We start from the raw sequence: 12,560 nt of genomic DNA on the forward strand, positions 1-12,560 counted from the left end.
AGAAAGATTTAATATTAATGAAAACCAGTATATCCCTTACCCTTCTCAGTATCTGCTTATCCCCGTTATACAGTATTCCTACTTTTTCACAGTCAGCAACAAAAACCAAAATTGAAGAAGCTTACCGTCAATTTGAAAAAGACCCTTCATTAAAAAATGGTACAGCATCGCTATCCGTATTTGATGCAAGCACAGGAATACCCATTTTTCAGCATAATCAAGAGATAGGATTAGCAACGGCTTCTACGATGAAGATTATCACCGCCAGCACAGCATTTGATATCCTAGGCAAGGATTTTAAATTTAAAACCAATCTATCTTATACCGGAACGATACAGGCCGACGGCGTGCTCCATGGAGATATTATTATTGAAGGTAGTGGAGATCCTACCTTAGGAAGTAACCGTTACCCTGAAACCAGTGAAGAACAAATACTCAACAAATGGATTTACGCAATCCAGAATGCAGGTATTAAGGAAATAAAAGGCCGTATCATCGGTGATGATAGCCGCTATCAAGGATATAAAGTTCCAGGTGGCTGGATCTGGTCCGATATTGGAAACTATTACGGTGCAGGAGTGTCTTCACTAAACTGGAGAGAAAATACCGTAGGGGTAGTTTTCACACCTAACGATGCGCTTGGAAAACCAGCAACAATACAAAAGCTCACTGCGGATCTTTCCTATGTAAAAATCACGAACGAAGTGACTACCGGAAAAAACGGCTCGGGCGACAATGTATATGCTTATTCAGGTCCTTACGCTACAAATATTTACATCAGGGGCACGTATGGTTCAGATCTCAAAAAAACAATTGAAATCTCCGTACCGGATCCCGCTTATGATGTTGCCTTTCAATTAACAAAAGCACTTAAGAATGTCGGCATTAAAACTGCTGAATCACCAAGTAACAGCAAAGCGATTTCAACAACAGAAATCTCAAGACATCTTCTGGACACCCATAAATCACCCGATCTTGCTGCGATTATCTACTGGTTCAACCAAAAAAGCATCAACTTATACGGTGAAGCATTATTGAAAGCAATTGCATACCAAACGGCACAAAAGACTGAAACGAGTGAGGGAGCATCCTTTATTCAAAAATATTGGGAGAATAAATTGCAGATCAATAGCAGTGAACTCAACAATCAGGATGGGTCCGGTCTCTCTCCACAAAATAGGGTAACGACTGCTGCAATGAACAAAATTATGCAATATGCTCAATCACAATCCTGGTTCCCGGAATTCTATAAAAGTCTGCCCGAATACAATAATATGAAGATGAAAAGCGGTACAATTGGAGGTGCACTGGGCTATACAGGTATCCAAAATAATAGCACAGGACAAAAGTTTACCTTCACACTGTTAGTGAATAATTACTCAGGATCGACTAGCGCTATGCGCAAACGAATGTTCACACTTCTTGATGTATTAAAATAAATTGACACTTCAGAATAAATTTTTGACTAATTATCATTTCTTTCTCAAAAAAAGAATGATACATTTGTAACCTTAGTTTAACAAACTAGCACTATATAAAAGAATTAAAATGAGTAATGTAAATCGTAAACAAGCGGCATTAGACTACCACTCAATGGGTAGACCTGGTAAAATAGCTGTTGTGCCAACCAAGCCAACAAATTCTCAAAGAGACTTATCGCTAGCTTATTCGCCAGGGGTTGCTGAGCCTTGTTTAGCTATCGCTGCAAATAATGAAGATGCTTACAAATATACTGCTAAAGGTAATTTAGTTGCAGTTATTAGTAATGGTACGGCCGTTTTAGGTCTTGGAGATATCGGTGCTGTAGCCGGTAAACCAGTTATGGAAGGTAAAGGTTTATTATTTAAGATCTTCGCTGATATTGATGTTTTCGATATTGAACTTGACACTAAAAATGTGGATGAGTTTGTCAACATCGTAAAAGCAATGGAACCGACTTTTGGTGGTATCAACCTGGAAGATATTAAAGCTCCAGAATGTTTTGAAATCGAAAGACGCTTAAAAGCGGAAATGAATATTCCGGTTATGCACGATGATCAGCATGGTACAGCAATTATTTCTTGCGCGGCTTTGATCAATGCTTGTGAATTGATCGACAAAAAGATCGAGGACGTAAAAATCGTTGTAAACGGTGCCGGCGCTGCAGCTATTTCTTGTACAGGTATGTACGTTTCTGCTGGTGCTAGAAAAGAAAATATTGTCATGTTAGACAGTAAAGGTGTTATTCGTCGTGACCGTGAAACGTTAGATGCGATGAAAGCAACTTACGCTACCGATCGTGATATCCATACGCTTGCTGATGCGGTAAACGGATCTGATGTATTCATCGGACTTTCTGCTGCAGATGTGTTGACAGCAGAGATGTTATTGACTATGGCTAATCAGCCGATTGTATTAGCAATGGCAAACCCTAACCCGGAGATCGCTTACGATCTAGCAATTGCGACACGTAACGACGTAATTATGGGTACAGGACGCTCGGATTACCCGAACCAGGTAAATAATGTATTGGGCTTCCCTTACATCTTCCGTGGTGCTTTAGATGTACGTGCTACAGCGATTAACGAAGAGATGAAAGTAGCGGCGACAAAAGCGATTGCTGATCTAGCTAAACAACCTGTTCCAGAAGAAGTAAACTTAGCATATAACACCAATAATCTAAAATTCTCAGCAGATTATATCATCCCAAAACCTAATGATCCACGTTTGATCACTGAAGTTTCGGTAGCAGTAGCAAAAGCGGCGATTGAATCTGGTGTTGCCAAACATACCATTGAAGATTGGGATAAATACAGAGAAACTCTTCGTAAAAGATTAGGTCAAGATGATGCTATTATGCGCAACTTGACAATGGCAGCAAAACGTAATCCTAAACGTGTTGTCTTTGCTGAAGCAGATAACTACAAAACACTTCGTGCGGCACAGATCGTAAAAGAAGAAGGTATTGCAGTTCCTATTTTGTTAGGCAAAAAAGGAAAAATCAACGCATTAATTAATGAGTACGGTTTTGAATTAGCAGGCGTACAGATCATTGATCCATTTGAAGAAATGGAAACAGAACGTGTCAACCAATATGTTGAACATTTATTTGTGAAGAGACAACGTCGTGGTCTTTCGAAATTAGATGCTAAAAAACTTTTAATCGACCGCAACTACTTCGGAGCTAGCATGGTACAGTTTGGCGATGCCGATACGCTAATCTCTGGATTAACAAAAAACTATGCAAATACGATCAAACCAGCAATCCATGTTATTGGAGCAAAAGAAGGTAGCCGTATTGCAGGTATGTATATGATGTTAACAAAAAAAGGTCCTATCTTCTTAGGAGATACCACTGTTAACAAAGAGCCTTCAGCAAAAGAGTTAGCAGACATCACCGTATTGTTAGATAAAGCAGTTAGAAAAATGAATGTAAGCCCTCGTATTGCATTACTTTCTTATTCTAATTTCGGTTCTAACGAAGGTAACACACCTACAAAAGTACGTGAGGCAATTAAAATCGTACACAAGGAGCATCCTGAAATTGTTGCAGACGGTGATTTACAGGCAAACTTCGCATTAAACAGTGAGCTATTAGAAGCAAACTTTCCATTCAGTACATTGAAAGGACAACCAGCAAATACGTTGGTATTCCCGAATTTGGAATCTGGAAATATTGCATACAAATTATTACAGGAAGTAGGCAACGCCGAGGCAGTTGGTCCAATCTTATTGGGTATGAACAAACCAGTTCACGTATTACAATTGGATAGTTCAGTTCGCGAAATCGTGAATATGGTAACGATCGCTGTTGTCGATGTACAATCTCACGAAAAACAAGGTAATTAATTCCGTATCGCTATGTATGCATATTTTAACGGGAAATTAGCACATAAAGCACCTACCCATGTTGTTCTCGACGTGGGTGGGATTGGCTATTATATCCATATTTCCCTCAATACTTTTTCCTTGATTAAAGACCAGGAGCAGTGTAAGCTATTCATTTCTTTTCAGGTTAGGGAGGATGCGCATACCTTATACGGATTTGCAACAGAAGGTGAAAAAAAACTATTTGAAAATCTGATTTCAGTATCAGGTATTGGTCCAAATACAGGCCGTATGATCCTTTCATCCAATACACCGGAAGAAATACAATCTGCTATTGTAAATGGTCAGGTTACACTGATTCAGCAAATAAAAGGTATTGGTCCTAAAACAGCACAACGTTTGATTTTAGAATTGCAGGATAAGCTAAAAAAACAGGGCGTAGAATCCTTGTCAACGATTCCAATGGCACAATCTGTACCAGACGAAGCATTATCCGCTTTAGTCATGTTAGGATTCAATAAAGCTACCTCAGAAAAAGTTTTAAATACTGTCATCCAAACGGATCCAAATCTGACCGTCGAAGGAATGATCAAATTAGCTTTGAAAAAGTTGTAAAGAAAGATTATTTATTTTTAACAAGCGCTATTATTCTGTTAACTTTGAACAGCATAATAGCGCTTTTTTTATGGCAGAAGATTTAACAATTAAAAAAGGAACAAAGGAAGAACAATATATTGCTCTTCTTCCTCAAATAAAAGGCTTGATCAGCGGTGAAACGAATCAAATCGCTAACCTGGCAAATATTGCCGCAGCACTGAAGGAACAGTTCAATTTTTTCTGGGTAGGTTTTTACTTAATTGAGGGTGAGCAACTTGTACTAGCACCTTTCCAGGGACCAGTAGCATGTACGCGTATCCAGTATGGTCGTGGCGTTTGCGGAACTTCCTGGAAAGAAAATAAAACCATTATCGTACCCAATGTGGATGAATTCCCCGGGCATATCGCTTGCAGCTCACTTTCAAAATCAGAAATTGTTATCCCTGTTTATAAGGGCAACAACATCATCGGTATTCTAGATGTAGATAGTAGCGAACTCAACGATTTCGATGCTGTCGATGAGCAATATTTAACTGAAATAGTTGCTTTGCTTTCTTAAGAATACCTAAGACAATTTCATCTCCCAGACTTTGATTAATTTATCATCACCTGCAGTGAGAAAGTATTTTCCAGAAGTAGTCCAAAGTCCGGTGTTGATCGATAAAGTATGCGAGTCATAAAATTTATCACGACTGACTGTTTTGCGTAAAGCATAGGTTTCCTCATCCCAAATTTTGAAAGATTTGTCCCGGCTAACCGTCGCAAATACTGGATAACTGGGATGTGGGTAAATGCCATATACGGTAAACATATGCGGAACAAACCCATGCTGCTCTTTTAAAGTTGCTACGTCGGAGATTTTCAATGCGGCATCTCTAGCTCCACTCAAGAGCTCAAGTCCGCTACGAGAGAAGATCAGACTCGTAATCGGCATGGTATGTTTCTGGTTCGCTAATAGAAAATGATAATCTTCTGCAGAGAATAAAAATATATCCCCGTTCTTATCTCCAAATGCGATTTTCTTTTGATCATGAGAAAGAGCAATCGTACGGATTGTATTTGAGGAAATAGCAAATTCATATATCTTCTTGTAATCTGTCAAACACCATACACTAGCAATACCGTCCTCCCCTACGACAACCAGCTCATTCTTGGTCGGAATACTCTGAAGGGCAAAAATTGCTTTCTTAGAAACTTGAATGCTCGCTATTAATTTTTGATTTTCAACATCAACAATCATAACTTTACCCTCACGAAGTGCGATCGCCAAAAAAGAGGTATTAGGGATAAGATGCAAGGCGTAAATTGAAGAACTTACAGCACAAAGAATGCGCTTGAATGACTTCGTTTGCAAATCCCATTCCACTACACCTTTATCATTTCCTCCAGAAAAGAACGTATTGGTAAAATATCCTCTCTCCAAAGCGAAGATAGGATTTTGATGTCCAGTTAATGTTGCTGCTAATTCCATTTCTAATGTATCCATAATCATATTACCCTATACAAACTTAGCTAAATTTACATCAACTAGAAGCTATATCAGTAAATTTACAGCGTATTATAAATCTTAAAAGGCACCCGTAGGTGCCTTTTTTACAAATTTTATACATCTTAATAACGTAGAACAATACTATTGATGTCTACCTTCGAGATTCTTAGCAATTGTCTCTAATGAAATTCCTTTTTCGCGTAATAATACGAGAAGGTGAAACAATAGATCAGAAGTTTCATTAATAAAATCATGCTCTGTTTCTGTCAATGCAGCGATAACAGTTTCTACGGCTTCTTCACCTACTTTTTGAGCAATCTTATTGATTCCTTTTGAACGCAAACGATTAACATATGATTCATCGGAAGGAAATTCATAGCGATGCTTGATGATTCGCTCTAGCTCCAGCAAGAAGTTTTGATTAAAATCAGTATTAAAACAACTGCGGCTACCTGTATGGCAAGTAGGGCCTGCAGGTCTCGCTTTAATTAATACCGTATCTTTATCGCAGTCAATATGTAAGCCAACAACCTCTAAAAAGTTCCCACTTTCTTCACCCTTAGTCCATAAGCGGTTTTTACTTCTTGAAAAAAAAGTAACACGCTTCTCGGCTTGTGTTTTTTGCCATGCTTCTTCGTTCATATAACCGAGCATTAACACTTCCAATGTTTGGGCGTCTTGTACAATTACAGGGACAAGTCCGTCACTTTTTGAAAAATCTAACATTTCTTTTAATTAGTATCGAGTACATGGTATGAAGTCATTAGAGTTGCTTTAGTAAGCAAATTTAACGTACTACAATACCATTACTCCTTAAAGTATTCTTTAATTCTGGGATAAGGATTTCACCGTAGTGAAACACTGATGCTGCCAAAGCGGCATCTACATTTGCCTGTTGAAATACATCGACAAAATGTTGCTGATTACCCGCACCACCGGATGCAATTAACGGAATAGTAATAGCATCATTGATTTTTTTCAATAATCCATTATCAAATCCATTCTTCGTTCCATCATGGTCCATAGATGTCAGCAAAATCTCACCTGCCCCCCTTTCCTGAGCTTCGTGTACCCAATCCTCCGTTTTGATATCAGTCTTGATACGGCCTCCACTTAAGTGGACAAAGTTTTGACCTTCTAGAAAACGCGTATCAATCGCAACAACAACAAATTGTGCACCAAACGCTGCGGCAAGATCATTGATCAATTGTGGATTACGAACAGCAGCAGAGTTGATCGAAATCTTATCTGCTCCAGCATTCAACAAAATCTCAGCATCTTTCATTTCGTTAATTCCACCTCCGATTGTAAATGGAATATTGACCTGACGCGCAACAGCCTTAACCAGGTCAATAGTTGTTTTACGCCCTTCATGCGTGGCTGCAATATCTAAAAAGACCAATTCATCAGCTCCCTGTTCAGAATACTGCCATGCCAATTCAACTGGGTCACCAGCATCACGTAAATCAACAAAATTAACTCCCTTTACTGTGCGGCCATCTTTAACATCAAGACAAGGAATTATACGTTTTGCTAACATCCTTAGAAGTTAATTAACGATTTCAAATTCCAATCTTTAATCTCTTCAATTGAAATTCTATTCTCATAGATCGCTTTACCAACAACAACAGACTCCATTCTTCCCAATGATTTTAAGTTGCTGATGTCTTCCATTGAACTGATACCACCAGATCCGATTAATTTAATTATAGGAGAATGATCTAATAGTTTTTTATATAATTCAACACCAGCACCGCCTAATTTACCATCTTTGCTGATATCAGTACATAAGAAACGGTAAAACCCTAAAGCTAAACATTTGTCGATATATGCAATTAACTTGATTGGAGAAGATTCCAACCAACCTGAATATTTAATCACCTCGTCCAATACATCAATTGCAATAACGATATGATCGGCATATTTAACTTTACCCTCATTCAAGGTACTTAATTCTTCCAAAAATGATGGATTAGTGATTGCCTGTGTACCAACAATAACACGGTAAATACCAGCATCAACCAATTCTTTAACTTTTTCAATACTGCGAACACCGCCACCGTATTGAATTTTCATTTCTGTTTTTTGAATGATATCAAATAAATATTCTTGATTACTAAAATCACCTTTTGCACCATTTAAATCAATGATATGTACCAATTCTGTACCATTTGCATGATACTTCTCAATCTGCTCTTCTAAACTGATTTCATAAGTAGTAACATCGTCATAATTTCCTTCTCTTAGACGAACAACTTTCTTATCTAATACATCAATTGCGGGTATAATATACATTGTAAACTGTTTTTTATTTTCTAACTTAATTTTGAAAAATTCACTAATAATTGCTCGCCAGCCTTTCCTGATTTTTCAGGATGAAACTGCACACCATAAAAATTACCTTTTGCTATAGCGGCCGAAAATGGCAATCCATAAGCACACATTGCTGCCGTGTATTTCGCATCATACTCAATGAAATACGAATGTACAAAGTAAAAATAAGCATTATCTTCTATATTGCTGAATAATGGATTGTCATTTCTGATCGATACACTATTCCAACCCATATGCGGAACTTTCTCCTTGATTTTTTTATCAAAGTGTAAAGTCTTCAAAGGTATAATGGATAATAAAGAGGCATTTCCTTCTTCTGAGAAATCCGTTAGCAACTGCATGCCTACACAAATACCCAGAACAGGCTTATCAATGTTATGGATACATGAAGCTAAACCTGAGTCACGCAATTTTTGCATCGCTGCACCTGCATGCCCTACTCCAGGAATGATAATACGATCATATTGTTCCAGCTCTTCTTCCTTGTTGACCATGCCATAGGCTAGTCCAACACGATCTAAAGCTGCTGTCAATGAAAATATATTACCGGCTCCGTAATTTATAATTCCTATCATTTTTGTCTTTTTAGATGTCAGATAATAGCTATCAGACATGAGATTGGAGATACCTACAAAACTCCTTTCGTACTTGGTAGCTCCATATTATCAGCATCACGACGTACAGCTTTCTTTATTGATTTGGCAAAAGCCTTAAATATTGCTTCGATCTTATGGTGCTCATTGTCACCTTCAGCTTTGATATTTAAATTAGACTTAGATGCATCCGAAAATGATTTAAAAAAGTGGAAAAACATCTCTGTAGGCATATCACCAATTTTCTCACGCTTAAAATCAGCTTCCCAAACAATCCAATTACGGCCACCAAAATCCAAAGCAACCTGCGCTAAGCAATCATCCATAGGTAATGTATATGAATAACGTTCAATACCACGTTTATCACCCAAAACCTTTAAGAATACTTCTCCCAGCGCAATACCAGTATCTTCTATCGTATGATGTTCATCAATATGTAAATCACCCTTTGCTTTTACTGTCAAATCGATTGCACCATGACGGGCAATCTGATCCAGCATATGGTCAAAAAATGGCAAACCTGTTTCAATATCACCTTTTCCTGAACCATCTAAATTCAATTTGATATAGATATCCGTTTCATTCGTTTTACGATGATGTTCACCGGTGCGTGTTCCTAACTTCAGGTATTCATAAATAGACTTCCAGTCGGTTGTTTCAAGACCAATTGTTTCTGCATCAATCTGTACATTTTCCAAAGCCCCTAAGTCATCATTATTACGTAGCCAAATAGCTTTAGCACCTAGATTTTGTGCCAGCTTTACATCATTGACACGATCTCCGATAACAAAAGACTGTGCTAGATTATATTGTGAAGGATCGAAATAATCCAATAGCATACCGATACCTGGCTTGCGTGTAGCCGCATTTTCATGAGGAAACGTACGGTCGATATGTTCTTTAGAAAAAACTACACCTTCAGCCGCAAATGTATCCAGTATAAATTGATGGACAGGCCAAAAGTTTTCTTCTGGATGAACATCTGTACCCAGACCATCTTGGTTAGAAACTAATACTAAGTCGAAATCTAATTCTTTCGCGATGCGTGGAAGGTATTGCAATGCACCTGGGTAAAATTTAAGTTTAGCAAAAGAATCAATTTGTTGATCCTCAGGTTCCAAAATTAAAGTACCATCACGGTCGATAAACAATACACGTTTTAGCTGATTAGGCATTATTTTATATGTTGATTGTGGTTAATTTTTCCAATAATATACTATTCTCTTCTGGTGTACCGATTGTAATTCGAAGACAGCCTTCACAAAGTTCCACCTTCGAGCGGTCCCGTACAATGATGCCATGTGATACCAAATAGGCATATACAGCTCTTGGATCATTCATTTTTACCAAAATAAAGTTGGCGTCAGAAGGAGTAATGTGTTGGACCATATCCAGTTTGTACAATCCCTGCACTAACTTTTCACGTTCCACCACAGTTTGTTTGATCCAGCCATTAACCTGATCAACTTGATCTAATGCTTCCAGAACAATATCCTGTGTCGCTTGGTTAATGTTATACGGTGGTTTTATCTTATTGAACACCGAAATAATTTCGGTACTTGCAAAGGCCATCCCTAAACGTAAAGCTGCTAAGCCCCATGCTTTTGAAAGCGTCTGTAAAACAACTAGATTTTGGTATTCGGCCAATTCCTGAGTAAAGGATTTAGTTTGTGAAAAATTAATATAAGCTTCATCCACCACAACCAGACCATCAAAGTTGTTCAAAATGGTTTCGATATCATGACGATTTATCGTATTACCGGTTGGATTATTCGGTGAGCAAATGAAGATCAATTTAGTGTACTCATCGACAGCATTTTCAATGCCTTCTAAGTCCAACTGATACTCCTTTGTTAAATTTACCTTCCGAAAAGCGACATCGTTGATGTTGGCCGAAACCTCATACATGCCGTATGTAGGAGGGACTAAAATCACATTATCAACACCTGGACGACAAAATGCACGAAATAAGATATCGATAGCTTCGTCACTTCCATTACCTAAGAACATATTCTCTGCAGGCACTCCTTTAATATGTGCTAGCTTATGCTTGAGTTGATGTTGCAGAGGATCTGGATAACGGTTATAGTTATGCGCTAAAGGAGAACCAAAAGCGTTTTCATTGGCATCAATTAAGATAGATGCTTCCCCCTTGAATTCATCTCTAGCAGAAGAATAAGGTACGAGATTTTTAATGTTTTCCCGTAAAAGTTTCGTTAAGTTGAATGGAGTGTCCATTAAATTATTAAATTTTAAATCGTAAACTTAGATAAATTTGCTTACATCCACAATATAATTACAGATCAATAGAAATTTAGCCTTATTTATTTTTAGTTCATAGGTATTGACGCATGTCGCTCAAATATAACTTTATTGATCCCTTATGAGAATTTTTGGCGTAATTTAATATAACAGGGAGATTTTACAAATAACATTATACCGAAAACCATTTTCCCTCTTGCGATAGCATCGTTTTCGGGAAAACAGACTGCGCCTCAAGTAATAAAGGCTGTAAATCTTTATATCGTGCAGAATAATGACCTAATAATAATTTATCTGCATGCGTTTCCTTTGCTATCTCTGCGGCCTCCAAGGCTGTCGTATGAAAAGTTTCCTTTGCACGATCGACCATCTCATGGAGAAAAGTAGATTCATGGTAGATTAATGTCGCATGTTGAATATAGGGTAAGTAGTTTGCTGTACGAATGGTATCTGAACAATACACATAACTGCGGGATAATGGTGCAGGTAAAGTATAGTCTGATGCGCTGAATACCTGCCCATCTTCACGAACATAGTCCACCCCGTTTTTCAATAATTGATAATAAGCAACAGGAATACCGGCCTCCTCAATATCTTCTACAAGTAGGTGGCGTGAACGCTGTCCCTCGTCAAAGCGAAAGCCCGTACAGGGAATTCGGTGAGTCAAAGGGAATGTACTTACTTTAATGGTTCTATTTTCAAAAATAACCTGTGGTTCTTCGGCAGAAGTTTCATGGAAAATAAGATCGTAGCGAAGTAATGTCTCTGAATATTTAAACTGAACAGCCAATATTTCATCAAGTCCCTTTGGTCCATAAAGGTGTAAATCACTTTTACGCCCAATCAGGTGCATGGAGGACAATAACCCAACTAAACCGAGGTAATGATCTCCATGCAGATGACTGATAAAAATATGATTTATTTTATTGCTTTTAATGCCATAACGGCTAAGCTGCATTTGTGTACCTTCTCCACAATCAATTAAGAACAATTGCTCATTGAAGTTTACGACTTGACTAGTTGGATGCCTATCATACATAGGCGTTGCGGAACTATTCCCTAAAATCAAAACTTCAAATCGCATATTATTTTTCTTTCTCTCCTCTATAATCTAATTCAATTTCGTGTGCAAAAACACGGTCTTCAGCATCTTTAACAGAGTTTACGATCGTAAAGTTGGTCTGTAGGTGAGACATTTCCAATACCTCAAGGACTTCAGAGTCCAAGTTTGCTAGAATGAATAGCCCACCACTTGAATCACAAAGACGATTTGCCAATAGTGCCAAGCGAATACTGCTTTCGTCTATTTTACGCACATTAGATAAATCTAAAATAATATTACGTTGACCAACCGTATTTCTCAACAAAAACTCACCTTTTAATTTAATCGCTTTTTCCGCATCTAAGCTATCACAAAGCGGTTCTATTACAATATAGCGGTCATGCTTATCAATCGTATATTTCATAATTTAGATCCT

The 12,560-nt window shown here is 37.8% G+C and carries 13 protein-coding genes; 4 read left to right on the forward strand and 9 right to left on the reverse strand.

The annotated features are described in order from the left end of the window. Window positions 1-17 precede the first annotated feature (17 nt). The 4 genes from dacB to HCX49_RS23400 all read left to right on the forward strand — a co-directional run bounded on the left by dacB (window position 18) and on the right by HCX49_RS23400 (window position 4,963). Window positions 18-1,439 (forward strand): D-alanyl-D-alanine carboxypeptidase/D-alanyl-D-alanine-endopeptidase, encoded by a 1,422-nt coding sequence (dacB, locus tag HCX49_RS23385; RefSeq protein ID WP_168128295.1) that lies wholly within the window; start codon window positions 18-20, stop codon window positions 1,437-1,439. A 109-nt stretch (window positions 1,440-1,548) separates the two neighbouring features. Beyond that, a complete protein-coding gene (locus HCX49_RS23390; protein ID WP_168128296.1) occupies window positions 1,549-3,828 on the forward strand; it encodes an NADP-dependent malic enzyme in 2,280 nt (759 codons plus the stop codon). A 12-nt stretch (window positions 3,829-3,840) separates the two neighbouring features. Then, window positions 3,841-4,422 carry a Holliday junction branch migration protein RuvA gene (gene ruvA, locus HCX49_RS23395; RefSeq protein WP_021189326.1) on the forward strand — a complete coding sequence of 194 codons (582 nt, stop codon included), beginning with the start codon at window positions 3,841-3,843 and terminating at the stop codon, window positions 4,420-4,422. 70 nt (window positions 4,423-4,492) lie between these two features. Beyond that, a complete protein-coding gene (locus tag HCX49_RS23400; RefSeq protein ID WP_168128297.1) occupies window positions 4,493-4,963 on the forward strand; it encodes a GAF domain-containing protein in 471 nt (156 codons plus the stop codon). A 6-nt stretch (window positions 4,964-4,969) separates the two neighbouring features. Here HCX49_RS23400 and HCX49_RS23405 read toward each other — a convergent pair whose 3' ends face one another. The 9 genes from HCX49_RS23405 to HCX49_RS23445 all read right to left on the reverse strand — a co-directional run bounded on the left by HCX49_RS23405 (window position 4,970) and on the right by HCX49_RS23445 (window position 12,548). Beyond that, window positions 4,970-5,890, reverse strand: coding sequence for a WD40 repeat domain-containing protein (locus HCX49_RS23405; RefSeq protein WP_031287868.1), 921 nt, complete (start codon window positions 5,888-5,890; stop codon window positions 4,970-4,972). A 144-nt stretch (window positions 5,891-6,034) separates the two neighbouring features. Further along, complete coding sequence (gene hisIE / locus HCX49_RS23410) at window positions 6,035-6,619, reverse strand: bifunctional phosphoribosyl-AMP cyclohydrolase/phosphoribosyl-ATP diphosphatase HisIE (RefSeq protein WP_132772467.1); 585 nt, start codon at window positions 6,617-6,619, stop codon at window positions 6,035-6,037. Between the two features lie 61 nt (window positions 6,620-6,680). Continuing rightward, a complete protein-coding gene (hisF, locus tag HCX49_RS23415; protein ID WP_132772469.1) occupies window positions 6,681-7,433 on the reverse strand; it encodes an imidazole glycerol phosphate synthase subunit HisF in 753 nt (250 codons plus the stop codon). Between the two features lie 2 nt (window positions 7,434-7,435). Then, window positions 7,436-8,188, reverse strand: a complete 753-nt coding sequence (locus tag HCX49_RS23420) for a HisA/HisF-related TIM barrel protein (protein WP_132772470.1) — start codon at window positions 8,186-8,188, stop codon at window positions 7,436-7,438. 20 nt (window positions 8,189-8,208) lie between these two features. Then, window positions 8,209-8,802 carry an imidazole glycerol phosphate synthase subunit HisH gene (gene hisH / locus HCX49_RS23425; RefSeq protein ID WP_031287866.1) on the reverse strand — a complete coding sequence of 198 codons (594 nt, stop codon included), beginning with the start codon at window positions 8,800-8,802 and terminating at the stop codon, window positions 8,209-8,211. A 53-nt stretch (window positions 8,803-8,855) separates the two neighbouring features. Next, on the reverse strand, window positions 8,856-9,995 hold the full coding sequence (hisB, locus tag HCX49_RS23430) for a bifunctional histidinol-phosphatase/imidazoleglycerol-phosphate dehydratase HisB (protein WP_132772472.1): 1,140 nt from the start codon (window positions 9,993-9,995) through the stop codon (window positions 8,856-8,858). A 4-nt stretch (window positions 9,996-9,999) separates the two neighbouring features. Continuing rightward, a complete protein-coding gene (gene hisC, locus HCX49_RS23435; RefSeq protein WP_168128298.1) occupies window positions 10,000-11,058 on the reverse strand; it encodes a histidinol-phosphate transaminase in 1,059 nt (352 codons plus the stop codon). 196 nt (window positions 11,059-11,254) lie between these two features. Beyond that, entirely contained in the window at window positions 11,255-12,166 is a 912-nt protein-coding gene (locus tag HCX49_RS23440) for a ribonuclease Z (protein WP_132772475.1), read from the reverse strand. 1 nt (window position 12,167) lies between these two features. Further along, the gene (locus HCX49_RS23445; protein WP_132772477.1) at window positions 12,168-12,548 is read right to left on the reverse strand and encodes an STAS domain-containing protein; all 381 of its coding nucleotides are present in this window, start codon (window positions 12,546-12,548) and stop codon (window positions 12,168-12,170) included. Window positions 12,549-12,560: the final 12 nt, after the last annotated feature.

This window comes from Sphingobacterium sp. B16(2022) (assembly GCF_012030425.1).
GTDB classification, from domain to species: Bacteria; Bacteroidota; Bacteroidia; order Sphingobacteriales; family Sphingobacteriaceae; genus Sphingobacterium; species Sphingobacterium anhuiense.

Bases quoted from the DNA above. Each gene is read 5' to 3' on its own strand.
- dacB (WP_168128295.1), top strand. From the start codon at position 18: ATGAAAACCAGTATATCCCTTACCCTTCTCAGTATCTGCTTATCCCCG.
- HCX49_RS23390 (WP_168128296.1), top strand. From the start codon at position 1,549: ATGAGTAATGTAAATCGTAAACAAGCGGCATTAGACTACCACTCAATG.
- ruvA (WP_021189326.1), top strand. From the start codon at position 3,841: ATGTATGCATATTTTAACGGGAAATTAGCACATAAAGCACCTACCCAT.
- HCX49_RS23400 (WP_168128297.1), top strand. From the start codon at position 4,493: ATGGCAGAAGATTTAACAATTAAAAAAGGAACAAAGGAAGAACAATAT.
- HCX49_RS23405 (WP_031287868.1), bottom strand. From the start codon at position 5,890: ATGGATACATTAGAAATGGAATTAGCAGCAACATTAACTGGACATCAA.
- hisIE (WP_132772467.1), bottom strand. From the start codon at position 6,619: ATGTTAGATTTTTCAAAAAGTGACGGACTTGTCCCTGTAATTGTACAA.
- hisF (WP_132772469.1), bottom strand. From the start codon at position 7,433: ATGTTAGCAAAACGTATAATTCCTTGTCTTGATGTTAAAGATGGCCGC.
- HCX49_RS23420 (WP_132772470.1), bottom strand. From the start codon at position 8,188: ATGTATATTATACCCGCAATTGATGTATTAGATAAGAAAGTTGTTCGT.
- hisH (WP_031287866.1), bottom strand. From the start codon at position 8,802: ATGATAGGAATTATAAATTACGGAGCCGGTAATATATTTTCATTGACA.
- hisB (WP_132772472.1), bottom strand. From the start codon at position 9,995: ATGCCTAATCAGCTAAAACGTGTATTGTTTATCGACCGTGATGGTACT.
- hisC (WP_168128298.1), bottom strand. From the start codon at position 11,058: ATGGACACTCCATTCAACTTAACGAAACTTTTACGGGAAAACATTAAA.
- HCX49_RS23440 (WP_132772475.1), bottom strand. From the start codon at position 12,166: ATGCGATTTGAAGTTTTGATTTTAGGGAATAGTTCCGCAACGCCTATG.
- HCX49_RS23445 (WP_132772477.1), bottom strand. From the start codon at position 12,548: ATGAAATATACGATTGATAAGCATGACCGCTATATTGTAATAGAACCG.